Origin of the sequence: Pseudoalteromonas sp. Scap06 (genome assembly GCF_013394165.1) — a bacterium.
Lineage (GTDB): Bacteria > Pseudomonadota > Gammaproteobacteria > Enterobacterales > Alteromonadaceae > Pseudoalteromonas.
In genome coordinates, this window is record NZ_CP041330.1 from 911,007 (window position 1) to 935,891 (window position 24,885).

Annotated in this window: 27 protein-coding genes; 18 read left to right on the forward strand and 9 right to left on the reverse strand. The window is 40.2% G+C overall.

Annotated elements, in window-relative coordinates:
• Positions 1-143: 143 nt before the first annotated feature.
• The 4 genes from hemL to FLM47_RS04155 form a co-directional block, all read right to left on the reverse strand.
• On the reverse strand, positions 144-1,424 hold the full coding sequence (hemL, locus tag FLM47_RS04140; RefSeq protein WP_069440337.1) for a glutamate-1-semialdehyde 2,1-aminomutase: 1,281 nt from the start codon (positions 1,422-1,424) through the stop codon (positions 144-146).
• A 38-nt stretch (positions 1,425-1,462) separates the two neighbouring features.
• Entirely contained in the window at positions 1,463-2,479 is a 1,017-nt protein-coding gene (locus tag FLM47_RS04145) for an aspartate carbamoyltransferase (protein WP_054202016.1), read from the reverse strand.
• A gap of 112 nt (positions 2,480-2,591) precedes the next feature.
• Entirely contained in the window at positions 2,592-3,026 is a 435-nt protein-coding gene (locus tag FLM47_RS04150; protein WP_010391077.1) for a CopD family protein, read from the reverse strand.
• A 16-nt stretch (positions 3,027-3,042) separates the two neighbouring features.
• Entirely contained in the window at positions 3,043-4,725 is a 1,683-nt protein-coding gene (locus FLM47_RS04155; protein WP_010391078.1) for a chloride channel protein, read from the reverse strand.
• A gap of 237 nt (positions 4,726-4,962) precedes the next feature.
• On the opposite strand from FLM47_RS04155, the gene erpA reads away from it, so the two are divergent.
• A complete protein-coding gene (gene erpA / locus FLM47_RS04160) occupies positions 4,963-5,301 on the forward strand; it encodes an iron-sulfur cluster insertion protein ErpA (RefSeq protein ID WP_002958911.1) in 339 nt (112 codons plus the stop codon).
• 58 nt (positions 5,302-5,359) lie between these two features.
• On the opposite strand, the gene FLM47_RS04165 is transcribed toward erpA, so the two are convergent.
• Entirely contained in the window at positions 5,360-5,548 is a 189-nt protein-coding gene (locus FLM47_RS04165) for a hypothetical protein (RefSeq protein ID WP_138605633.1), read from the reverse strand.
• A gap of 365 nt (positions 5,549-5,913) precedes the next feature.
• Between FLM47_RS04165 and FLM47_RS04170 the strand changes: the two genes are divergently transcribed.
• Complete coding sequence (locus FLM47_RS04170) at positions 5,914-6,153, forward strand: helix-turn-helix domain-containing protein (protein ID WP_008111877.1); 240 nt, start codon at positions 5,914-5,916, stop codon at positions 6,151-6,153.
• Positions 6,154-6,225: 72 nt separating this feature from the next.
• On the opposite strand, the gene FLM47_RS04175 is transcribed toward FLM47_RS04170, so the two are convergent.
• From FLM47_RS04175 to FLM47_RS04190, 4 genes are read right to left on the reverse strand one after another with little or no spacing between them, the layout of a single operon-like run.
• Positions 6,226-7,602, reverse strand: coding sequence for an MFS transporter (locus tag FLM47_RS04175; RefSeq protein WP_138605631.1), 1,377 nt, complete (start codon positions 7,600-7,602; stop codon positions 6,226-6,228).
• 51 nt (positions 7,603-7,653) lie between these two features.
• On the reverse strand, positions 7,654-8,274 hold the full coding sequence (locus tag FLM47_RS04180; RefSeq protein WP_178955357.1) for a peptidylprolyl isomerase: 621 nt from the start codon (positions 8,272-8,274) through the stop codon (positions 7,654-7,656).
• A 2-nt stretch (positions 8,275-8,276) separates the two neighbouring features.
• Positions 8,277-8,837 carry a YajG family lipoprotein gene (locus FLM47_RS04185; RefSeq protein ID WP_008111881.1) on the reverse strand — a complete coding sequence of 187 codons (561 nt, stop codon included), beginning with the start codon at positions 8,835-8,837 and terminating at the stop codon, positions 8,277-8,279.
• Complete coding sequence (locus FLM47_RS04190) at positions 8,838-9,986, reverse strand: methyltransferase (RefSeq protein WP_131690653.1); 1,149 nt, start codon at positions 9,984-9,986, stop codon at positions 8,838-8,840. It lies immediately after the preceding gene.
• A gap of 43 nt (positions 9,987-10,029) precedes the next feature.
• Between FLM47_RS04190 and FLM47_RS04195 the strand changes: the two genes are divergently transcribed.
• The 16 genes from FLM47_RS04195 (at position 10,030) to cyoD (ending at position 24,885) form a co-directional block, all read left to right on the forward strand.
• On the forward strand, positions 10,030-10,617 hold the full coding sequence (locus tag FLM47_RS04195) for an alpha-ketoglutarate-dependent dioxygenase AlkB (RefSeq protein ID WP_138605623.1): 588 nt from the start codon (positions 10,030-10,032) through the stop codon (positions 10,615-10,617).
• Between the two features lie 69 nt (positions 10,618-10,686).
• The gene (locus FLM47_RS04200; protein WP_010391086.1) at positions 10,687-10,998 is read left to right on the forward strand and encodes a BolA family transcriptional regulator; all 312 of its coding nucleotides are present in this window, start codon (positions 10,687-10,689) and stop codon (positions 10,996-10,998) included.
• Positions 10,999-11,107: 109 nt separating this feature from the next.
• Complete coding sequence (gene fabV, locus FLM47_RS04205) at positions 11,108-12,301, forward strand: enoyl-ACP reductase FabV (protein WP_010391087.1); 1,194 nt, start codon at positions 11,108-11,110, stop codon at positions 12,299-12,301.
• A gap of 354 nt (positions 12,302-12,655) precedes the next feature.
• A complete protein-coding gene (locus tag FLM47_RS04210) occupies positions 12,656-13,999 on the forward strand; it encodes a Na(+)-translocating NADH-quinone reductase subunit A (protein WP_054202028.1) in 1,344 nt (447 codons plus the stop codon).
• A gap of 1 nt (position 14,000) precedes the next feature.
• On the forward strand, positions 14,001-15,206 hold the full coding sequence (locus FLM47_RS04215; protein WP_008111893.1) for an NADH:ubiquinone reductase (Na(+)-transporting) subunit B: 1,206 nt from the start codon (positions 14,001-14,003) through the stop codon (positions 15,204-15,206).
• Positions 15,199-15,948 (forward strand): Na(+)-translocating NADH-quinone reductase subunit C, encoded by a 750-nt coding sequence (locus FLM47_RS04220; protein ID WP_024601889.1) that lies wholly within the window; start codon positions 15,199-15,201, stop codon positions 15,946-15,948. Before FLM47_RS04215 ends, FLM47_RS04220 begins: the two co-directional genes overlap by 8 nt.
• The gene (locus FLM47_RS04225) at positions 15,948-16,580 is read left to right on the forward strand and encodes an NADH:ubiquinone reductase (Na(+)-transporting) subunit D (RefSeq protein ID WP_006791491.1); all 633 of its coding nucleotides are present in this window, start codon (positions 15,948-15,950) and stop codon (positions 16,578-16,580) included. Before FLM47_RS04220 ends, FLM47_RS04225 begins: the two co-directional genes overlap by 1 nt.
• Before the next feature lie 10 nt (positions 16,581-16,590).
• Positions 16,591-17,199, forward strand: coding sequence for an NADH:ubiquinone reductase (Na(+)-transporting) subunit E (gene nqrE, locus FLM47_RS04230; protein WP_006791490.1), 609 nt, complete (start codon positions 16,591-16,593; stop codon positions 17,197-17,199).
• 17 nt (positions 17,200-17,216) lie between these two features.
• The gene (gene nqrF, locus FLM47_RS04235) at positions 17,217-18,440 is read left to right on the forward strand and encodes an NADH:ubiquinone reductase (Na(+)-transporting) subunit F (RefSeq protein ID WP_008111899.1); all 1,224 of its coding nucleotides are present in this window, start codon (positions 17,217-17,219) and stop codon (positions 18,438-18,440) included.
• A 99-nt stretch (positions 18,441-18,539) separates the two neighbouring features.
• Positions 18,540-19,562: an FAD:protein FMN transferase gene (locus FLM47_RS04240; RefSeq protein WP_055011636.1), complete on the forward strand. Its 1,023-nt coding sequence runs from the start codon at positions 18,540-18,542 to the stop codon at positions 19,560-19,562.
• A gap of 97 nt (positions 19,563-19,659) precedes the next feature.
• A complete protein-coding gene (gene nqrM, locus FLM47_RS04245; protein ID WP_010391098.1) occupies positions 19,660-19,872 on the forward strand; it encodes a (Na+)-NQR maturation NqrM in 213 nt (70 codons plus the stop codon).
• A gap of 320 nt (positions 19,873-20,192) precedes the next feature.
• Positions 20,193-20,627, forward strand: a complete 435-nt coding sequence (locus FLM47_RS04250) for a hypothetical protein (RefSeq protein WP_372239237.1) — start codon at positions 20,193-20,195, stop codon at positions 20,625-20,627.
• A gap of 328 nt (positions 20,628-20,955) precedes the next feature.
• A complete protein-coding gene (gene cyoA / locus FLM47_RS04255) occupies positions 20,956-21,909 on the forward strand; it encodes a ubiquinol oxidase subunit II (RefSeq protein ID WP_178955361.1) in 954 nt (317 codons plus the stop codon).
• A gap of 2 nt (positions 21,910-21,911) precedes the next feature.
• Positions 21,912-23,900, forward strand: a complete 1,989-nt coding sequence (gene cyoB / locus FLM47_RS04260; protein ID WP_178955363.1) for a cytochrome o ubiquinol oxidase subunit I — start codon at positions 21,912-21,914, stop codon at positions 23,898-23,900.
• Positions 23,897-24,529 (forward strand): cytochrome o ubiquinol oxidase subunit III, encoded by a 633-nt coding sequence (cyoC, locus tag FLM47_RS04265; protein WP_008111916.1) that lies wholly within the window; start codon positions 23,897-23,899, stop codon positions 24,527-24,529. Before cyoB ends, cyoC begins: the two co-directional genes overlap by 4 nt.
• A complete protein-coding gene (gene cyoD / locus FLM47_RS04270) occupies positions 24,529-24,885 on the forward strand; it encodes a cytochrome o ubiquinol oxidase subunit IV (RefSeq protein ID WP_008111918.1) in 357 nt (118 codons plus the stop codon). Before cyoC ends, cyoD begins: the two co-directional genes overlap by 1 nt.

The following is a 24,885-nucleotide window of genomic DNA, read 5'->3' on the forward strand; positions in this document are numbered from 1 at the left end:
ATTTAGGCTACATAGACCGTATAAAGTCTAATTATTATTCAAATATAAGCGTTTACAAATAAAAAAAGCCCTTTCGGGCTCTTTTTCAATTTTTTATTATTAATTTGTGTTTTATACGTAATTAATAACGTTATAAAGTGTACTTATAGCTTAGCAAAAGCGCGCTCTGCCGCTTCAATTGTTGCTTGAACTTCTTGCTCTGTGTGCGCAGCACAAACAAAACCAGCTTCAAACGCTGAAGGTGCTAAATAAACTCCTTCTTCAAGCATTAAGTGGAAGAACTTTTTAAAGCGCTCTAAATCACATTCAGTGGCTTGTTGGTAAGTAGTTACTTTTTCTGCATCAGTAAAGAAAAAGCCATACATGCCGCCAGCGTAGTTAGTCGTTAAGGCAATGCCTGCTTTCTTAGCTGCAGCTTCAAAGCCTTCACAAATCGCTTTACTAATAGCTTCTAATTTTTCGTGAACGCCAGGTGCACTTAGTAACTCAAGTGATTTTAAGCCTGCAGCCATAGCAATTGGGTTTCCTGAAAGTGTACCCGCTTGATAAACTGGGCCTACAGGTGCGATGTAATCCATAATTTCTGTTTTACCACCAAACGCGCCTACTGGCATGCCACCACCAATTACTTTACCTAAACAGGTTAAGTCTGGTTTGATGTTGTAGTAAGCCTGAGCGCCACCAAGGGCTACACGAAAACCTGTCATTACTTCGTCAAAAATAAGCACAGATTGGTACTGATCACAGACTTCACGCAGTCCTTCTAAAAAGCCAGGTACTGGTGGGATACAGTTCATGTTACCTGCAACTGGCTCAACAATAATACACGCGATTTCATCGGCGTATTTAGCAAAAATCGCTTTCACTTCTTCAATATTGTTAAACGATACCGTGAGTGTGTGCTTAGCTAAATCTTCAGGAATGCCCGGAGAGTTAGGTACACCCATAGTTAATGCACCAGAGCCGGCTTTTACTAGCAGTGAATCTGCATGGCCGTGGTAACACCCTTCAAATTTTAAAATTTTGTCACGACCAGTAAAACCACGAGCTAAGCGAATTGCACTCATTGTTGCTTCAGTACCTGAGCTTACCATACGTACTTTTTCGATAGATGGGACTAGCTCTTTAACTTTTTCAGCCATTAAAATTTCAGCTTCGGTAGGTGCACCGTAGCTTAAACCATTTTCTACCGCATCATGTACTGCTTGTTTTATTTCAGGGTGATTGTGGCCCATAATCATTGGACCCCAAGAGCCCACATAATCAATGTAACGGTTGCCATCAGCATCAAATGTAAACGCGCCCTGTGCTTTAGTAATAAACAGCGGAGTACCACCTACACCATTAAAAGCACGCACTGGTGAATTTACGCCACCAGGAATAGAGTCTTGAGCTCGTTTAAATAAGTCTTGGCTAATTGTCATGAAAAATCCTATTGTTTTATCACTTTAAAATTAAAAGCTTAGCTATCGCGTTTGCGGCTAAACCAAGGAACGTCTACTTCATACTGCTCGACTTTGTTTTCTACGCCGAGGGTTAAAGCAAACAGCGCCATACGAATAAGTACGCCATTTTGTACTTGGCGGAATATTGCTAGATTGTCGTTAGCATTTAAGTCATTATCAAGTTCGTTTGCCTCTAAACGGCTATCGCGAGGAAGCGGGTGCATTAACACCGAGTTCGGTTTGCAATGGGAATTGTAAATAGACTGGCTAATTCTAAATCCACCACGGTATTTATTAGCTTCCTCTTGAGACGGAAAACGCTCTTCTTGAATGCGTGTTTGATAAACAATATCGGCCGCTAAGTTACCTTCCATTTTATCAACCAGTTCAATTTTATGCCCTGCATTTTCAACGACAGATAAAATTGAGTCAGGCATTTGCAAGCCATTAGGGGCAACCATTGAAAAGCGAATGTTTTTGTAATGACATAGTAGCTTTGATAGCGAGTGAACGGTTCGGCCATATTTTAAATCGCCGACTAGCGCAATGTGCATACCATCAATATTTTGATCGAAGCGGTTAAGCTCTCGCTCAATAGTTAATAAATCAAGCAGCGCTTGAGTAGGGTGCTCATTGGGTCCATCGCCACCATTTATTACTGGTACGCTGCAACCTGTTGCAAATTCAGCTACCGAGCCTGAGTCTGGATGGCGCATTGCAACCGCATCAGCATAGGCTGAAATAACACGTGCGGTATCATATAGTGACTCGCCCTTAGCAAGCGCAGAGCTTTGCATACCGGTGGTTTCACGAACCAGTCCACCGAGTAAGTTAAACGCAGTGCCAAAACTAACACGAGTACGCGTACTAGGTTCAAAAAATAGATTTGCTAAAATAGCGCCTTCAAGCACATTGGTACGCTTTTGTTTTTTTGCGTATGGCTCCATTTTTTTTGCTACAGCAAATATGCGTTCAATACAGTCTCGATCGAGTTGATTAACAGAGAGTATATTTTCACCTTGGAAACTGAACATGGGGTTATTCCTAGTTATTCAAAAAGGCGCGATAATCCATAAAGGAGCACGCAATCGCGCGTATTATACAAACTTAGTTTGCGACTTGGCAGTGTAATTTATAATCCTGTATTTAAAAGCTTGGCTTAATAATGGCTAAAGCAACTATAACGAGTAACGCTAAAACAGGTAGCTCGTTGAAAATTCGGTAAAACCGATCGCTTTTTGTATTTCTATCGTGTTTAAAATCAGCTAATAATTTGAAACAGTAGCCATGATAAATATATAAAATGATTACCAGCACTAGTTTATAATGCAGCCACATACTGTAACGAAACCATTCGCGGCCGTATTCAACAATAGTTAATACGCCAAACACTGCGGTAAGCACAGCAAAGGGGGTAACAAAATAAAGCAGCCGACGTTCCATTACTTTTAGCATTGAGTTACACGATTTTTCTTCACTCATAGCGTGATAAACAAAAAGTCGAGGTAGGTAAAAAATACCGGCAAACCAAGCAATCATAAAAAATACGTGCAAGGTTTTGTAAATTAATAATGCGCTCATACTGTTCTCATTATTGTTAAAGTAAACTGTTACGTATGGTTAGAATATGATGGATTTGATCCCACCGTAGTAATCCCATAATTTGTTGATTATCTAATAAGTTATATACATAAAGTGCACCACTGCGTTTATCATTTAAAATTTCAAAGGCATCTGCAAGAGTGGCCTGGCTGCTGATACCTTGTAAGCTAATGTACTTTATATTGACCGCCTGATCAGACATTAAACTTAAGTCATATTCAGCTAGGCGATAACCATTTTCCTCGTCAAACACAATTAACGGTGTTTGGCTGTCCATGGCATCTAGACTGTTTTTTATTTGCTCTTTATCATCGGAGTAGAGCAGTTTAAAGTCTTCATCCATGTCATCCATCACCCCTACTTTTTGTAATGCCTCAGTGGCCGGAGATACATGGTAAGGTAATCCCTGAAAGTCTAATTGCTGTAAAAATATAGAGCGGTTACCAAACACCTGCAAAGCTGTAACGTAGGCGGTGGTAATGACGATCATCGCCGGTACAATAATTTCCGGTGAAGAGGTCAGCTCCATCACGGTAGTTAGTGCCGCTAAGGGAGAGTGCAATGTGGCAGCTAGTAAGCCTGCCATGCCGAGCACCCCATAAGTACCAGCTATGTCAGTTCCTGGGCTAATAAACTGGGCAAAAAATGCCATTAAAGTGCCGGTTAAAACGCCAAGTCCAATAACCGGACCAATTAACCCACCAGGAATACCTAAGCCAATAGCAAACAAGGTGGCTAATAACTTAGCAATTAAAATAGTGGTAAGTAGTTGCATGTTTTCAGGTGACTCTACAGCAATGGTTATCGCACTCATCCCTGAGCCCATAGCTTGTGGAACTGCATAGGCAATTAAGCTGGCAATACACCCTGCAATTATTAAACGAGGAAACATACTTAGTGGTTTAAAGGTTTTAATAATCAGCATTAAGTTTTGATTAAAAGCATAAGCCACCGCGCCCAGCCCCATGCCGCACAAAATTAAATAGGGGTAATGCCACCCACTTAAGGGGGCGATGCTTATTAGCGCAAGTTCTGAGCCTTCACCAAATACAAATTGAGTGGCTAATGCACCGGTAACGGCTGCGAGCATTATCGGCACAAAAATATGCACTTTGTATTCTCTGAGCACCACTTCCATTACAAAAATAACCGCAGCAAGCGGGGTATTGAACGACGCAGCAATTCCCGCGGCAACGCCACAACCACTGAGGGTACGCATAGCGTTGTGAGGTAAGTGTAATTTATTTGCTAATATGCTCGCCCCTGCTGCTCCCATGTGAACTGATGGGCCTTCGCGGCCAACAGAAAAACCACTGATCAGTGCCAGCGCACCACCAACAAACTGATTAACCGTGTTATACAGTGGCATTTGCCCGTAATGGCGCTTGATTCTGTGTATTACAAAAGGAATACCTAAGCGGTAATGTTTAAAGCCAGTGAAAGCCGCAAATGTAGCTATTAATAACGCTGCAACTAAAGGCATTAATACCCGTTCTAAAGTGGGTAGGGTGGTAAAATCGTCAGGGGTTTCTAGAAATAAACTTTGGAAAAATAAAATGGTTAAGCGGAACAGTATAATAAAAAATGCAGCAATTAATCCGGCACTTACGCCTAATAAGCATAATTGTACGGATGTTTTTGGTTTTGCTAATCGACGTCTCAGTCGCTCAAGCCACATGCTTTATTTCCCCGTAGCATTTTTAGGCGTCAAGTTTATCAAAATAGTCTAGGGAAGTCCTTGAGATTTTTAACAACAGATTAATTTAAATTTAATTTATACTGCACCTATTCACAGAGTGAGCTAAACAAGCCATGTTAGCATTGGAGCGTAGAAGCAGGATTAACTATACTTGATTAAAACACTCAGGTATTAGATAATCTCGCGCATTAGTATTAAGGTATTGAGGGTTATAAGATGTCTGAAGAATTACCCATTAAGTTTAGCGACGCAGCCGCTGTGCGTGTTAAACAGTTAATCGACGAAGAAGAAAACCCAGATCTAAAACTGCGTGTTTATGTCACAGGCGGTGGGTGTTCAGGTTTTCAATACGGTTTTACTTTTGATGAAAAAGCGAATCCTGGCGATTTAGAAATTGTTAAAAACGGGGTTACCTTAGTCATTGACCCTATGAGTATCCAATATTTAGTTGATGGCGAAGTTGACTACACCGAAGGATTAGAGGGGGCGCGTTTTTTTGTCTCAAACCCTAATGCGACCACTACATGTGGTTGTGGTGCTAGTTTTAGCGTATAAAAATATCGTTATCCAAAAAAACCGCTTAATAAGCGGTTTTTTTATATGTTCAAAAAAATTATAACTCAGTTGGGCTGTATTCTGTTATTTGCATCATTAACACAAAAAAACCAAGTACAAACGTTGAGAAAACTAAAATATAGATAAATCCTTTTTTACCCTGTTTTATTGGAATTGCATAATGGCGTAAAAAAAAGTACCAACCTAAGCACAAAATAATAGGCAGTAAAAAGAGTAGTCTAAACATGATTTAACCTCTTTAAGTTAGGGTCAATAGACCTTAATAATAAACAGCTTATATTTAAATGAAACAAAAAAGTTATAAAATATTTAACCTTATTCAGACTTAGTAAATATTTGTTGTTAGACTTTAATCGCAGAATTACTAATTAATCATTCAGATCAACGGTGAATGGTATATAATGTATCCAAGAATGAGACGGGCAAGGTTTCATTTTTACAATAATAAAGAGTTAATACATATTTAAGAATCTTTTTTGTTTAAATTGTAAGCGTTTACACTGTGTCTTAGTTAGTCTCAGTGGGCTTACAATGTTGACGGCATTGAGCACTTTGCAATATGTATAGTTAAACAACGAGTAGGAGTTGTATATGATGGGTAAAACCGTATCTTCGGAAGAAAATGCAAAGCTAACAAAGTGGCTTAAAACTAAGCGCCATGAAAAAGGCTACACAATGCGCAGCTTAGCGCAAATATTGGGTACGCCACATTCTTTTATAGGCAAAATAGAAAACCAAGAACGTCGCTTAGATGTGATTGAGTTTGTTCGCTATTGCAATGCATTAGAAGTTGACCCGTATGAAGCATTAAGCTTAATTAAAGCTGATTAACGCTTTTAGGCTGTAATCGTAAAGTTAAACCTAACGTCTACAGCTAATACTAATGCAGGGATGCATTAGGTATTACCTATTATGATAATTTTGCTCTAATAAATATAGTTTGTGCCTAATTAGATATAAAAATATCAATGAAGGTAAAACCATAAGCGCTGTTAATACAAAAAATAATGACCAATTCCCCATCAGCCAATCATCAATAACTACGCCACTATAACTCGATAATAACGTACGCCCTAAGTTACCCAATGATGCTAGTAGCGCATAATGAGTAGCGCTAAATGCTCTGTCACACAGCATAGATATAAAGGCAACCATCGCCACTAAAGACCAAGCTTGGGTAAAGCCATCAACTACAATTGCCATTGCATATAAGTGTTCCTGCGGTCCTGCTAAGGCAATCCAAGAAAACATTAAGTTAGATGCAGCCATGGCGATGCCACTTATAAATAGGCCTTTTACTATGCCATATTTGTGGTTAAAAATACTGCCTAAAAAGGCAAATACGATAGTGATTAAACCCGTGCCTAGCTTGGAGTAATTTGCTATTTGGGTATTACTAAAGCCCACTTCCTTATAAAATACAATCGACATTCGTGCTAAAAATGCTTCACCAATTTTAAATAAGAAAATAAACGCCAGCAGTGCTAGTGCAGTTTTAACCCCATTTTTAGCAAAAAAGGTTTTAAATGGGTCAACCACGGTGACACCCAGCCATGCGAGTATTTTCGTTAGTGGTGTTTGTTTGCTTGCCGCAAGCTTTTCAAGATAAACACGCTCTAGCTCGGCATGAACAGCTTCACGGTTTGATTTTGGTTCTTTAGCCCAAAACACACAGCTAATTAATAACAGCATAATCGCAGATAAAAAATAATAGACCTGCGGCCAGTCTATGTTTGGCATATCAGCCATATAAAAGGGCACAGCCCCTAATAAAGCATAACCTGTCCACCAACCTGATGTAGCCATTGCGGCGGCTGCGGTGGCTTTGTGAGATTCATTTTCACTAAGAGTGTCTATTCGAAAAGCATCTATAGCAATATCTTGCGTTGCAGAGGCTATGGCGATCAGCAAGCAAAGTGCGGCGGCAATCGCTAGGTTTGCTTTTAGATCAAGCCCTGCAAGTAGTAACGTGCCAAGCAAAATAAAGCTTTGGCAAAACAAGATCCAACTGCGGCGCTGACCAAGCCAGTTGTACAAAAAGGGCAGTTTAGTGCGGTCTATTAAAGGCGACCATAAAAAATTGATACTGTAGGCACCAAACACAATGCCAAATAAGCCTATCATGCTGCGACTCAAACCTTCATCTTTAAGCCAAGCCGACATTACCGAGCCAATTAACACCCACGGAAAACCACTGCTCATTCCAAATATAAAAACATTAATTAAACGTTTATCTTTAAAATAAGAAAAATATTCGCGAACAGAAAGTGTGCTATTCATAGGGGCTCATTGGCTCATAGAAAGAGCAGCCAAAGCTGCTCTGATAAAAAGTTATAAAGGAACTTGTTCAAGCACCTTGATATTTAATATAACAACCGGTTTTTCAGGGACAAAGTTGTAGCCAATTTTGTCATTAAAACCCGTTTTTACAGCCATGATTTTATCGAGCGTCTCATAACCTTCCATAACACTGCCAAACACGGCAAATCCCCAATCTCGCCCTGGATTTAAATGGTCATTGTCATCCATGTTAAAAAAGAACTGACGCGTTCCTGAGTGTGGTTCTCGATCTTGATAGGCCATAGCAATGCTATACATATCGTTAGTTAAGCCGTTACCGCTTTCATTAAAAATAGGGTCGTTTTCATGCAGGCCATCGTAATCTTTATCATAACCACCGCCTTGAATTACAAAATCACGATCATTTTCTACATCGCGTTCTACACGATGAAACACACTGCCTTGATAGCTTTTATCAGACACGTAAGTCAAAAAGTTATTGACCGTAATAGGGGCTCTTGAGCGGTCTAGCTCAACCACAATACTGCCCAACGATGTCACAATTTCTACTCGAGGGAAAATATTATCTTTTTGCACAAAGCGGCCTTCTTGTGCCGCTAAACTATTTACGCTAAAAAGTAAGCTTACGCAGATTAAAAAAAGTTGCTTCATTATTAACCTTCTAAAAATGCAATTAATTCAGGGTCAGATACAATGCGGGTAATTAACTGCTCAGTCAACTTATTGAGCTGACCTTCAATTTTTGCCCTATCATGACCAAGTGGTCCAGATAAATTAGCATTACCGCTATAACGCTTACTGAAATTACTGGTTGGGCGAATCACCCGTACTTCAAATTCAATCTTGGCATCACTGGTATGGCTCATTAGCTTTTCTGTAACCACAGCTTGCAGTGCGTGAATATCTAACTCAAAACGTAATTGCGCTAAATTAGAAATGCTAGCGCCATTGCGACTAAGCGCACTGTCTAATGCACTTTTAACTGACTCAGTAATACCCGTGCTGGCAATGGTTTTTGTTTTGCTTGATTCAATAAGCTTTAAGGTTGCACTGTCACCACGTAAATCAATCACGCTGGTGTTTAAGCTGTTATTGATTGAGCTTATTTGTCCACTTTTATAGACGGGATTGAGAATAAGCTGATTAGGCTGATTGGCACATCCCGAAAAAACCACTAAAGTACAACAGCTCAATAATATCTTTATGAGTTTCATTTATAACGTTCCACTATTTTTAGTTGCGCTGAGTACCACAAACTTTTTATTAGAGCCTAATAAAGTACAGTTACCAAACATACGGTTTAGTTTGTCATGATAATCTAAATGACGATTGCCAATAATACGCAGCTCGCCACCTTCTTTTAATGTGTCTTTTGCTTGTTTAAACATTTGCCACGCGATGTGGTCGGTAACCGCTTGTGCTTGGTGAAATGGCGGATTACACAATACAATATCGGCACTTTCACGTTCAAAGTCGGTTAAACAATCATTCTCTATAAAGGTACATTGTTCAAACTTGTCTTCCATGTTTAATTCAATGTTGAGTCGAGCTGATTCAACCGCCATATACGACTCATCAACAAAGCTAATACGAGCATTAGGGCAGCGCGCTAATGTCATTAAACCAACCACGCCATTACCACAGCCTAAATCTATAATATTTTTGGCTTTATTTGTTTGTGGCAAATAATTAAAAAAGAAGCGCGCACCTATATCAAGTGAATCACGCGAAAACACATTTGCATGATTGCTTATTGTAAAATCAGTGCCTTCAAGTGGCCAGCTGACTGGGAAATCTGCGCCTTTATAACCGCCTGCTGCTTGGCTAATAATTAAACGTGATTTTTTTACTGCAAGACTTGTTTTCGTCTCACCAATAAAGTTTTCAAATGCTTTAATAGTAGAGTTATGCACGTCTTTAGTTTTTGCAGCACCAATAACTGGCGTATCTGGCGCGAGCACCTCGCTTAATTCAGATAGCTGATATTGTAAAAAAGCCAACGTGCGTGGTACTTTTACCAACACTAGGTCTACTTGCTCAGGTAGAGCCGATAAACTATCAAGCTGGCTAAACGCAGTCGTCGCGATTTTGTTTTCCGCTAAGTTATAAGCAGCTGCCTGATGGCTAATATATGAGTCGTTTACTGAACAAACTGTTAATTGTTGCTTGCTAAAGTAACAGCTAAGTGCACCAAAACTGTCGTTTAAGATCAGTAACGAGCGACAATCAGGGTAGTGTTCATTAACATAGTCAATAAGGTATTCGTCTGCTGAATCCCACGCTTGTAAGCTGCGGTTTTTTTGATCCAAAGGAAAGCGTTCAAGAGTAAAAGTGTTATCGCCGAGCGTAGCTTGCGTAGTCATAATAGTTTAATGATCGGTAATCAAATGATAGGTAAATTCTAACATGCAACCGCCAAACGCCAACCCCCAACTGTTACCAAATGGCTTTTCTTATCAAAGTAAGGTACTTAGCGCACAAAAAAGCCTCGATTTATTTTATTATTTGCAGCAAAACCTAAATTGGCAACAGCCAAACATTACAGTGTTTGGTAAAACGGGGCCAATACCTAGGCTACAATGTTTTATCAGCGAAGAAAATCTTGAGTACGGTTATTCTGGGCATAAACTCGACTTAGAGCCTTGGCCAGACGTATTACTTGCCATGCGAACACGTTTAGAAAATCACCTACAGCAACCATTTAACTCAATTTTGGTTAATTATTATCGGGATGGCCACGATTGTATGGGTTGGCATAGCGATGACGAGGCTGAGCTAGGGCCTGAGCCTACCATAGCGTGTGTGTCGCTTGGTGCAGAACGGTTATTTAAACTTAAACACAAAGTAAGCAACAGCATTACTAACATCAAATTACAAAGTGGTAGTTGTTTAATAATGAGCGGACAGAGCCAACAAAATTACCAGCATGCGCTACCAAAACAAACAACACTTAAACACCCGCGGATCAGTTTAACGTTTCGCTACATTACTTAAATAGCATTAGCCATGGTGTAGCCGCAGTTGTTATAGTAACCATATAACTGAATTTTGAGGGTGGTTTTTATGTCAATGCAACAACAAATACGTGACAAGCTAGCAAATGCTATTGCGTGTAAGCATTTAAATGTTATTAACGAAAGCCATATGCACAGTGCGGGGACTGAATCTCACTTTAAAGTGATTGTAGTCAGTGAAGAATTCGCTGGTAAGCGATTATTGCAGCGTCATCGTGAAATTAATGAAATTTTAAAAGATGAGCTGGCAAATCATATTCATGCGCTTGCTATGCACACTTACACTCCTGAGGAATTTACAGAGCACGACGGCGAAGCGCCGCAGTCACCTAATTGCATGGGCGGCTCAAAAGTTGGATAACAGGTAATAGTGGATTGGTTTGAGCAGTGAGTAACTGATCAGATCAGTTTTTTTTGTTTTAGCCTTTAAACTAGCGCTAATTTTTATTGTAAAAGATATAGGATGATCAATGGTCATTAAGCCTAAAATTCGCGGATTTATCTGCACCAATGCACACCCAGTTGGCTGTGCAGAGCATGTTCAAGAACAAATTAATTATGTTAAGCAGCAAGGAGCATTAAAAAATGCGCCTAAAAATGTATTAGTTATTGGTGCGTCTACAGGTTATGGCCTTGCATCTCGCATTACCGCTGCATTTGGTGGTGGCGCTAAAACATTGGGTGTGTTCTTTGAAAAAGAAGGCACTGAACGTAAAACAGGCTCTGCGGGGTGGTATAACACGGCGGCATTTCAAGCAGCCGCTGAAGCTGAAGGCTTATGGTCTAAAAATATTAATGGTGATGCGTTTTCTAACGAAATCAAACAAAAAACAATCGACACCATTAAAGCTGAATTAGGTAAAGTTGACTGTATTATTTACAGCTTAGCATCACCTCGTCGTACTGATCCAAATACAGGGGAAGTGTTTTCTTCAACACTTAAGCCAATTGGTAATGCGGTAACGACTAAAAACTTAAATACGTCAAAGCGTGAAATTGATGAAGTAACTGTTGAAGCAGCAAACCAAGACGATATCGACAACACCATTAAAGTAATGGGTGGCGAAGACTGGGAAATGTGGATTGACGCCCTTAAAGACGCTGATGTACTAGCAGATAACTTTAAAACAACGGCTTACACATACATTGGTAAAGAACTAACTTGGCCAATATATGGACATGCAACCATAGGTAAGGCAAAAGAAGATCTAGACCGTGCCACTGCAGCTATTAAAGCCGCTACCCAAGATTTAAATGGCGAAGCTTACGTTTCTTCACTTAATGCGGTTGTTACCCAAGCAAGCTCGGCAATCCCAATAATGCCGCTTTACATTTCGGCACTATTTAAAGTGATGAAGGCTGATGGCACTTACGAGGGCACAATTGAGCAAATTCATGCGTTATTTAATGAAAACCTATACGGTGATTCACCTCGTTTTGATGAGGGCGGACATTTATTCCAAAACTACAAAGAGCTGGAAGATGACGTTCAAGCACGTGTTCAAACTATTTGGGATAGTGTAGACACAAGTTCAATTGATGAGTTAACGGATTACGTGGGCTACCATAATGAGTTTTTACGCCTATTTGGTTTTGGCATTGATACGGTTGATTACGAGCAAGATGTTAATCCTGTTGCGCCAATTGCAAATATGATTGATTAATCTGTAGCTAGTAATGCAATTTTGAAAAAGTCGCCTAGTGCGACTTTTTTGTTTTTTAACCTTGATTTGAAAAAAAATTTGCTATTTGTTGGTTTATTTACCACTTTGGTCTAGCTTGTATTTTATTAATTGTTAATTACAAAACTAAATAAACGTTTCTCTCGTATAATTTTCATAAATACACTCGCATAGTCAGTCACAATAATGTTAAAATCAAAGCAATATGTGAGGAGTTTTTACTGCGCTGCTTGTTTGGTATCTATAGCGAGTCATTTTATAGCTTGCAATAATACAAATAGCGGCGTGGTTGGTACGATTTTTCAGTTTCTTTCCGTTAATGTAGTGCAAGTGCGTATGATCAATATAAAAAAAGGTCTGGATTTACCCTTAGAGGGCGCACCTCAGCAAGTTATTCATGATGGTTCTGCCGTCAAACGTGTAGCTGTGCTAGGTGAAGAGTTTATCGGTATGCGTCCAACCATGCATGTTCGTGTGGATGACCAAGTCAAAAAAGGCCAGGTACTTTTTGAAGATAAAAAGAACCCCGGCGTATTATTTACTGCACCAGCTTCTGGTACAGTAAAAGAAATTAATCGCGGTGCTAAACGTGTTCTGCAATCTGTTGTTATTGAAGTAAACGGCAGTGAGCAAATCACCTTTGGTTCTTTCTCGGAAACTGAGCTTAACAGCTTAGACCGTGAAAAAGCTAAAGAAGTACTAGTTCAATCGGGTCAATGGACAGCACTTCGTGCTCGCCCATTTAGTAAAATAGCGGCGTTGGATGCAAATCCTAGCTCTATTTTTGTGACAGCTATCGATACCAATCCACTTGCTGCAGATCCTGCAGTAGTTATTGCTGAAAATGCGAAAGCGTTTGAAGCAGGTTTGGCTGTTGTGTCACGTTTAACCGATGGCAAAGTATTTGTTTGTAAGCAAGCAGGCAGTCAAGTTCCTAGTTCACCTATTGCTCAAGTAGAAGTACATGAGTTTGGTGGCGTGCACCCAGCTGGCCTTGTTGGCACTCATATCCATCACCTTGACCCAGTATCTGCTAGTAAGCAAGTTTGGCACATTGGTTACCAAGACGTTATTGCGTATGGTCACCTTTTCCTTACTGGTGAAATTTACACAGACCGTGTGATTTCGCTTGCAGGTCCGCGTGTTAAGAATCCTCGTTTAGTGAAAACACAATTAGGTGCTTCATTAGATGACTTAGTAGCAGGTGAATTAGAAGACGGTGATAACCGTGTTATTTCTGGTTCTGTACTTGCAGGTGCTACGTCGTCTGGTGTTCATGCATTCTTAGGCCGTTACCACGTTCAAGTATCTGTATTACTTGAAGGTCGCGAAAAAGAATTGTTTGGCTGGATTGCACCAGGTAGTGATAAATTCTCTGTAACGCGTACATTCTTGTCTCACCTTACACCGAGTCGTTTATTTAAAATGACAACGTCTACAGGCGGTTCAAAACGTGCCATGGTTCCACTTGGAAGCTATGAGCGTGTTATGCCACTTGATATTTTGCCAACGCTTTTATTACGTGACTTATTGTCTCGTGATTTAGACAGTGCAATTTCATTAGGTGCGCTTGAATTAGATGAAGAAGATTTAGCGTTATGCACCTTCGTTTGTCCTGGCAAATACGAGTACGGCGCAGCCCTACGCGATTGCTTAACTACGATCGAGAAGGAAGGCTAAAATGGGCTTAAAAACTTTCTTAGAAGATATCGAACCACATTTTGAACCAGGTGGTAAACATGAGAAATGGTACGCGCTGTATGAAGCTGCTGCGACTATTTTTTACACGCCAGGTTACGTAAATAAAGGTTCAACTCACGTTCGTGATAACATCGACCTAAAACGCATGATGATTTTAGTGTGGATGGCGACGTTCCCTGCCATGTTCTTTGGTATGTTCAATATTGGCCATCAAGCTGCAATTGCACTTGGTAATGGCTTTGAGCTAGCGAATATTTGGCAAGTAGGTTTATTCCAGTTACTTGGCGGTGAATTAACCGTTGATGCAGGCTGGGGGGCGAAAATGTTCTACGGAGCCTGTTTCTTCCTACCTATTTATGCAACTACCTTTATTGTTGGTGGTTTCTGGGAAGTGTTATTTGCTTCTGTGCGTAAGCATGAAGTTAATGAAGGTTTCTTCGTAACTTCTGTATTGTTTGCATTAATTCTGCCTGCAACGATTCCTTTATGGCAAGTTGCGCTAGGTATTACTTTTGGTGTAGTTATCGCAAAAGAAATATTTGGTGGTACAGGCCGTAACTTCTTAAACCCTGCGCTTGCTGGTCGTGCGTTTTTATTCTTCGCATACCCTGCACAAATTTCAGGTGACACAGTATGGACTGCCGTAGATTCATTCTCTGGCGCGACTATGCTTGGTCAAGCGTTTGCTGGTACGTTAAATTACGCGACTGATATTGAGCTTTGGTGGAATGCGTTTTACGGATTCATTCAAGGTTCTATGGGTGAAACGTCTACACTAGCTGTACTAATTGGTGGTTTATTCCTAATTTACGTGCGCATTGCGTCTTGGCGTATCGTGCTAGGTGTATTCCTAGGTATGGTAGTAACCTCATCAATACTGAACACCATTGGTTCTGAAACCAATGCAATGTTTGCTATGCCTTGGTACTGGCACATGGTATTAGGTGGTTTTGCATTCGGTATGTTCTTTATGGCAACTGACCCTGTATCTGCTGCATTTACTGATAAAGGTAAATTAGCATACGGTGCGCTTATTGGCTTTATGGTTATCATGATCCGTGTTGTTAACCCTGCATACCCAGAGGGCATCATGCTAGCAATCTTATTTGCTAACTTGTTTGCACCTTTATTCGATCACTTTGTAGTGCAAGCTAATATCAAGCGGAGGTTGGCACGTAATGTCTAGTAATAACGAATCAATTGGCAAAACGCTAGCTGTTGTTGTCTCATTATGTTTAGTGTGTGCAGTTATTGTATCGCTAACATCTGTACAACTACGCCCTCTGCAAAAAGCAAATAAAGCAAAAGATATTCAAAGCAATATCTTAGCTGCTGCTGGTATTGGCAAAGTTGATAACGTTGCAGAAACGTTTGAAGCTAAAATCGAAACCCGCTTTGTTGATATGCAAAGTGGTGAGTTTGCTGAGCCGGTAGAAGATTTTGACTTTGAAAAAAGCAAATACGATGCTGATTTAAGTAAATCTTTAAAAGAGAATGGTATTAAAGACATCGCCGGTATTCAACGTATTACCAAGCGTGCGCCTGTTTATATCTCTAAAAAAGACGATGGCTCTACTGATGCAATCATCCTTCCTATTCAGGGTTATGGTTTATGGGGTTTAATGTACGGTTTTATCTCGCTTGAAAGCGATGGTGAAACTATTAAAGACATTATTTTCTACAAACATAACGAAACACCTGGTCTAGGTGGTGAAATTCAAAACCCACAGTGGACTGCAACGTGGGAAGGTAAAGAGTTACCAATCCAAATCGTTAAAGGGACTGCAGCCGGTGATGAGCATAAGATCGACGGTCTTTCAGGTGCTACATTAACGTCTAATGGTGTTGACCATGCAGTTGATTTTTGGACTGGCGAAAATGGCTTTGGCCCTTTCCTTGCGAAAGTACGTAAAGGAGCATTGAACTAATGGCTGATACTAAAGAAATGAAGGCGGTCCTATTTGGTCCAGTTTTCGCTAACAACCCAATCGCATTACAAGTACTTGGTATTTGTTCTGCGCTAGCGGTAACGTCTAGCTTAAAAAATGCATTAATCATGTCAATTGCATTGACCTTGGTAACTGCATTCTCTAGCCTTTTTATCTCGACTATTCGTAACCATATCCCATCATCAGTACGTATCATCGTACAGATGACGATTATTGCATCATTAGTAATCGTGGTTGACCAAGTACTACAAGCTTTCTCTTACGCTACGGCAAAAGAGTTATCAGTATTCGTTGGTCTAATCATTACTAACTGTATCGTAATGGGTCGCGCTGAAGCTTATGCAATGAAGTCGCCGCCATTAATGTCTTTCCTTGATGGTATTGGTAATGGCTTAGGTTACTCTGTAGTGCTACTTACTGTTGGCTTTATTCGTGAGTTATTCGGTAAAGGTTCACTATTCGGTGTTGATATTATTCCATTAGTACAAAATGGTGGTTGGTACCAACCTATGGGTCTATTGATCTTACCACCGAGTGCATTCTTCATCATTGGTTTATTCATTTGGGTACTTCGTACTTATAAGAAAGACCAAGTAGAAGCTAAAGCGTAAGGGGCGATAAGTGGAACATTATATTAGTTTATTTGTAAAAGCCGTTTTTATTGAAAACTTAGCGTTAGCATTCTTCCTAGGTATGTGTACTTTCTTAGCCGTGTCTAAAAAAGTAACTACATCAATTGGCCTAGGTGTAGCGGTTATTGTTGTATTAGGTATTTCAGTACCGGTTAACAACTTGGTTTACCATGCGGTATTAGCACCAGGTTCACTAGAGTGGCTTGGTTACCCAGAAGCAGATCTTAGCTTTTTACGTTTCTTAACTTTCATTGGTGTTATTGCAGCACTAGTGCAAATTCTTGAAATGGCATTAGATAAGTTCTTCCCACCGCTTTACAACGCATTAGGTATTTTCTTACCACTAATCACAGTTAACTGTGCAATTTTTGGTGCGGTAGCCTTCATGGTTGAGCGTAACTATAACTTCGGCGAGTCTGTTGTTTATGGTATTGGCGCTGGTGTGGGTTGGGCGCTTGCAATTACATTACTTGCAGGTATCCGTGAGAAAATGAAGTATTCAGACGTACCAGATGGTTTACGTGGTTTAGGTATTACCTTCATCACTGTTGGCTTGATGGGTCTTGGCTTTATGTCATTCTCTGGTATTTCACTGTAATAATAGCGAGGTCAATCATGGATATTTTCTTAGGCGTTGGTGTTTTTATCGCTATCGTTGTAATACTAGTTTTAATCATCATTGGTGCTAAATCTAAGCTAGTTGCAAGCGGTGATATCATCATCGGCATTAATGGCGATGCAGACAAAGCCATTAAAACATCAGCAGGTAGTAAGCTATTAGGTGCACTATCTGAGTCAGGTATTTTCGTATCTTCTGCATGTGGTGGCGGTGGCTCTTGTGGCCAGTGTCGCGTACACATTAAAGAAGGCGGCGGTGATATTCTGCCAACTGAACTTGACCACATCTCTAAAGGTGAAGCACGTGAAGGTTGTCGCCTAGCGTGTCAGGTTAATGTTAAAAACGACATGGAAATTGAACTTGAAGAGTCAATTTTCGGTGTTAAAAAATGGGATTGTGAAGTTATCTCTAACGATAACAAAGCGACGTTCATTAAAGAACTTAAGCTACAAATTCCTGATGGCGAGTCAGTGCCGTTCCGTGCGGGTGGTTACATCCAGATCGAAGCGCCAGCTCACCATGTTAAATATGCAGATTTCGATATTCCTGAAGAGTATCGTGGCGATTGGAACCATTTTGGTTTCTTCGATCTGGAGTCAAAAGTAGACGAAGAAACAATTCGTGCTTACTCAATGGCTAACTACCCAGAAGAAGAAGGCATCATCATGCTTAACGTGCGTATCGCTACGCCGCCGCCAAGAAACCTAAGCCTACCATGTGGTAAAATGTCTTCGTACATTTGGTCACTTAAAGAAGGTGATAAAGTAACTATTTCTGGTCCATTTGGTGAGTTCTTCGCTAAAGACACAGACGCTGAAATGGTATTCGTAGGTGGTGGTGCAGGTATGGCACCAATGCGTTCACATATCTTTGACCAACTTAAGCGTTTAAACTCTAAGCGTAAAATTAGTTTCTGGTATGGTGCGCGTTCTAAACGTGAAATGTTCTATGTTGAAGATTTTGACGGCCTAGCTGAGCAAAACGAAAACTTCGTTTGGCACACTGCGCTTTCAGATCCGCAACCAGAAGATAACTGGGAAGGCTACACTGGCTTTATCCATAACGTGTTATTTGAGAACTATCTTAAAGATCACGAAGCGCCTGAAGATTGTGAGTTCTACATGTGTGGTCCTCCAATGATGAATGCGGCTGTTATCACTATGCTTAAAGACTTAGGTGTTGAAGAAGAAAACATCTTACTAGATGATTTCGGTGGCTAATACCCAAACTGATTAAATTTAGTTAAAATACCAGCCTCGTCGCATTTTATGTGACGAGGCTTTTTTATATTAATTTTTAACCTATTAAGTAGGGTTGTTATGAACAAAGTAAATACTCCCCAGGGCATAATCGCCTTATTTATAATCACGCTGACTTTACTATTATCTGGATGTGGAAAATCAGTCCCAGAGGAAACCTACTTAGAAGGTAAAACGATGGGTACAACTTACCACATTAAGTTTTACGCTGAGCAAGTTGACCCTCAAGCAGTACAAGCAGAAATCGATGCGGTTTTAGTTGATATCAACCAGTCTATGTCGACCTATATTAAAGATTCTGAAATAAACACCTTTAACCGTTTAGATGCCAACGAAGTAATGCCAATCAGTGATGATTTCAGGGCAGTTATTAGTGAATCTATGCGTATAGGTAATTCAACTAAGACCCTAGATGTGACTATGGGGCCGTTGATAGATTTATGGGGGTTTGGCCCAGATAAAAAACCAACAAAGCGCCCAACGAATGAAGCTCTGGCAAATATGATCAATAACATTGGTATAGATAAGCTGGTCCTTAACGAGCAAGGCTTAGCAAAAACGATGGCTGATTTAGAATTGTCGTTTTCAGCTACAGCAAAAGGCTATGGTATTGATAAAGTGGCTGAGCTATTACAAAGCAAAGGCATTACAGATTACATGGTTGAGATTGGCGGGGAGTTACGTATTGCTGGTACAAAACCAGACAATCAAGCATGGCGAATAGCAATTGAACAACCTGATGCTAACCCAGGTGAGCGAAAAGTACACCGTGTACTTGCACCAGGTAATAACGGTATTGCCACCTCGGGTGATTATCGAATCTTTTATACAATGGATGGCGAAACCTATACTCACCTTATTGATCCTATGACAGGGATGCCAATTAAGCATGACTTAGTTTCTGTTACAGTTTTACACCCTAGCGCTATGACGGCCGACGGTTTAGCGACTGCTTTAACGGTTATGGGAATGGAAAAAGCACAACGTTATGCGCAGCAGCATGATTTACCAGTGTATTTAATTGCTAAATCGCCTGATGGTTTAGTCACTTATTCAAGTCCTGCGTTTAAGCCTTATTTATAGTCTTTAGGTTTATATCCTTAGCATGAGGGTATATAATGTAAGGAGCTCAAATACGCTATTTGAGCTCATTTTATTGCTGAACAATAGGGGCTAAGCAATGTCACTTTTTTTTCTAACCTTTGGCTTACTTATTTTAATTGTCGCTGCGATGGCGATAGGCATGATAGTTCAAAGAAAATCGATGGCGAGTAGCTGCGGAGGCTTAGGCTCTGTAGGTATTGATAAAGCATGTGATTGCGATGATCCATGCGATAAACGCAAAAAGCGTCTAGCCAAAGAGCAAGTATGGAAAGAAAACCAAATTCTTTAAATAGATTTATTTCTGTTTAAACAAAAAACCTCTCGTAGCTCACTACGGGAGGTTTTTTATTTATATCGCCATAAATAAATCATCAGCTGATAAAATAATCGTGTTTTTATCTTGAACAGAAAACTCTCTTTGTTATACTCATGCCCGAACTTTCAGTAAGTTTTGAAAGTTCTATTGATGCTGATCAAAACTAGCTTAGCCAAATAGTGCTAATGCGTTGAGACTGTATTTCATGTCACTGTATAAGGCTTTACGGCTGCAACCTGTTTTTGTTGCCACGGTGTATGCCAAATTTTGTTATTAGTCATTTTAATAGGTTAATGTTTTTGAACTCATTTTTTTTGTTTCATACCAGCGCTTTGCTTACCTTAGATAAGTCAGTGTTGCATGAGCGCTTTAATAAAGCGAAAAGAGGCGTGAGTGTGGCTATAACATTATTAGTTTTTAATGCCGTTATGTTGCTTAGTGGCGCTATTGAGGATGCCTTTAGGCTTGAAGCATTGATCAGTGATGGCTTTTTTATAGAGCCATTATTACTGACTATTGCCGAATTCTTAGCTCATCCTATCTTATCGTGTCAGTTACTTATTGGCCTTTGTTGGCTATTGTTCCACATGTTTCCAGCGCGTCGTGCTGGAATAATCCTCCGTAAAGCAGCCTTTGCTTTTAGCGAGGCTAAAGTTCAGCAACCCGTGCAAGCTGCACATGGTTGTCGTGCTCCACCTAGCTTTACAGGTTGTCTGTTTACCCATTAATTTTTATGGGTATAGGTTACACCTGTGGTATCTAATTATTTATTCTTGCTGTAAATAACGATTACTTTCAATGTAGCTTAGTGTTTTACTCACTCTCAGCCAACCACACCTCACCCAAGTTAATTTTTATTGCGTTATATTAATGTGTTTAAAAAAGCTGGGTTGGTTCTGCTAGGTGTTTTTTATTAAGCCAGTGGTCAATACTTTATGCTTGCATGCGCTCTGCATTATTTGTAATTCAATTTTAATTAACTTGGGTTTTTATCAAATATCGTTGCTAACTATTTTTGGCAGCTAATAAAAACTCTTTAGGTTTTAGGATAGTCCCTTGTTAATTCGTAACCTTTTTAATATTGCTTTAGCTAGTATGGCGCTGATTTTATCAGGCTGTAATGGCGGGGTACTCGACCCAAAAGGGCAGATAGGTATTGATGAGAAAAATCTGATCATCATCGCCACTGTGCTTATGTTGTTAGTTGTGATCCCCGTTATTGTGATGACTTTATATTTTGCTTGGAAATACAGAGACACACAAAACCATGAAATTTACGCACCAAAATGGGCTCACTCTAATAAGATTGAGGCTGTTGTATGGGCGGTTCCTATTGTTATTGTTGTTATTTTAGGTGTGATCACCTGGCAGTCAACTCAAGAGCTTGACCCTTATAAACCGATAGAGGGTAAAGGTGAACACTTAACTGTTGAAGTGGTGTCACTTAATTGGAAATGGTTATTTATTTACCCTAAACAAGGTATTGCCACGGTAAACGAATTGGTATTTCCTGCTAATGTTCCGGTTGAATACAAAATCACGTCAGAAAGTACCATGAACTCGTTTTTCATTCCCCAGTTAGGTAGTCAAATTTACTCAATGGCGGGCATGGAAACTAAGCTGCATTTAATCGCTAATGAGCCAGGCACGTTTAAAGGCTTTTCGGCTAATTACAGTGGTGCGGGTTTTACTGGTATGAAATTTAATGCCATCGCAACGCCAACAAAAGCTGACTTTAACCAGTGGGTTGAACAGGTTAAAACCAACGCTAATAGCCTTACTCATGCCAATTATGTTGAGCTTGCCAAAGCGAGTGAAAACAATCCTGTCGCTTATTATGGCAAGGTTGATGACGGTTTATTCCATACCATAGTGATGAAATACATGCAGGCGCATGGCGATATGAACAAAAAACACCACTCGATGGGTAAACATCAGCAGATGAGTAATGAGCATCAGGCAATGGGTAATCATACAATGCCATCATCACACAGCCAGGGCGAGGAATAATCATGTCGTTTTTAGGTAAATTATCTATAGATGCAATTCCGTTTCATGAACCTATTATCATGGTGACCATGGCGGTGATTGCTATAGTCGGGCTTATTATAGCTGGATTAATAACAAAATATAAAAAATGGGGTGTGCTTTGGCGCGACTGGATCACCTCGGTTGATCATAAACGCTTAGGCGTTATGTACATTCTATTAGCGCTAATAATGCTGTTTCGTGGTTTTTCTGATGCTATTATGATGCGTGCGCAGTTAGCGCTTGCTACCAGTGGCGCGCCAGGTTATCTGCCACCAGAACATTACGACCAAATATTCACCGCTCATGGCGTTATTATGATCATATTTATGGCGATGCCATTTATGATTGGTTTAATGAATATTGTTGTACCACTGCAAATTGGTGCTCGCGATGTGGCTTTTCCATTTTTAAATAATTTAAGTTTTTGGTTTACTGCCAGTGGCGCCATTTTAATAAATTTATCACTTATATTTGGTGAGTTTGCTAAAACAGGCTGGGTTGCTTACCCACCGTTGTCGGAGTTGACCTTTAGCCCTGGGGTGGGGGTCGATTATTATATTTGGGCCTTGCAAATATCGGGGCTCGGTACGCTATTAACCGCTGTTAACTTCCTAGTGACAGTATTTAAAATGCGTGCCCCTGGTATGACACTGATGAAAATGCCAATTTTCACATGGGCATGTACATGGGCAAATATCTTAATTGCAGCATCATTTCCAATTTTAACCGCAGTGCTGGCCATGCTAACGCTAGACCGTTATTTAGATTTCCACTTCTTCACTAATGAAGCCGGCGGTAACGCCATGATGTATATCAACCTGTTTTGGGCATGGGGTCACCCAGAGGTATACATTTTAGTATTACCAGCTTTTGGTATCTTCTCTGAAATAGTGTCGACCTTCACTGGTAAACGTTTATTTGGTTATAAATCGATGGTATATGCCAGCGGTGCCATTTCTATTCTTGGTTTTATTGTATGGTTACATCACTTCTTTACTATGGGCTCAAGCGCTAATGTAAATGCTTTCTTTGGGGTGATGACCATGGTCATAGCTGTGCCTACTGGGGTTAAGTTATTTAGTTGGTTGTTTACTATTTACCGTGGCCGTTTGCGCATTACTGTTCCCGTACTGTGGACGCTTGGTTTTATGGTTACCTTTAGTATTGGTGGTATGACGGGAGTATTACTGGCAATCCCTGGTGCCGATTATGTATTGCATAACAGCTTATTTTTAATCGCTCATTTCCATAACACCATCATTGGTGGCGCAGTATTTGGCTACTTAGCCGGGTTTGTTTTTTGGTTTCCAAAAGCAATGGGCTTTAAGCTTGATGAGCGTTGGGGTAAAGCGTCATTTTGGTGTTGGTTAATCGGTTTCTTCGTAGCCTTTATGCCATTGTACGTACTCGGCTTTTTAGGCATGACGCGTCGCTTAAACCACTCTAATAATCCTGATTGGAATATCTGGCTTTATATTGCTGCGGTGGGTGCCGTGATTATTATGTTCGGTATTATTTGCCAAGTTATTCAGCTATATGTGAGCTTTAAAAACCGCGAAGCGCTTGATGATACCACTGGCGATCCTTGGAACGGTCACACCCTTGAATGGTCAACGTCATCACCACCGCAGTACTATAACTTTGCTGAAATCCCGCATGTTGATGATATTGATACATGGACTGACATGAAAGAAAAAGGCCTAGCTTATCAAGGTAAATCTAGCTATAGCCCAATTCATATACCAAAAAATACCGCATCGGGTGTGTTTATTGCTGCGAGTTTAACGGCGTTTTGTTTTGCCATGATCTGGCATATTTGGTGGCTAGCAGGGCTTGGTTTTATTGGCGCGATTGCGCTGTTTATTAACCGTGCTTACACCAGTGATGTAGATTACTACGTGCAAAACGATGAAATATTACAAATTGAAGGCGCGCATATTGCCAGTAACACGAAGGAGGTAAGCGCATGAGTACGTTATCTGCAACTCAAGGCCATGTAAATTTAGAGCCTCATAGCGTAAGTCATACGCATGAACATCACGATACCTCAGGCGATACAATCTTTGGCTTTTGGCTTTATTTAATGACCGATTGCCTTTTATTTGCCTCATTTTTTGCAACCTACGCAGTGCTTTATATGAACACCGCAGGCGGTGTATCGGGCAAAGATATTTTTGAGCTTGATTTTGTTGCCGTTGAAACTGCGGCGCTACTTATAAGTAGTATTACTTTTGGTTTTGCCATGATTGCCGCTCAAGGGCAAAAAAAGGCGCTGACGCTTGGTTGGCTCGCGGTCACTTTTTGTTTAGGCGCGGTGTTTATTGGTATGGAAATTTATGAGTTTCATCATTTAATTGTTCATGGCAATGGCCCACAGCAAAGTGCTTTTTTAACATCGTTTTTCTCATTAGTGGGCTTGCATGGTTTACATGTAACTGCAGGCCTTATCTGGATGAGCATAATGATGATTGAGGTGATTAAGCGCGGTTTAGGTAAACAAACCGTCACGCGCTTAAGTTGCTTAAGCTTATTTTGGCACTTTTTAGATATTGTGTGGATTTGTGTATTTACCGTTGTTTATTTAATGGGGGCAATGTAATGAGCCATAGCGAAACACATGCTTTAGAGCAAATGCAAAGCCAACATCATGATCAGTCACATGGTAGTGTTAAAACATACCTGATTGGCTTTGTCTTATCTGTGATTTTAACGGCCATTCCATTTTGGATGGTGATGGAGGGCGACTTTTCAAAGGTCACCACACTCTGGAGTATCGTTACTTTAGCAATCGTGCAAATTTGGGTGCATTTAAAATACTTTTTACACCTTAATTTCACCACTGATGAAGGTAAAGCAAATACCTTTACCTTCTTGTTTAGCGCGTTGATCATCGTCATGGTGGTTGGACTGTCTGTTTGGATCATTTATGAATCAAACGCAATGATGATGTATTAG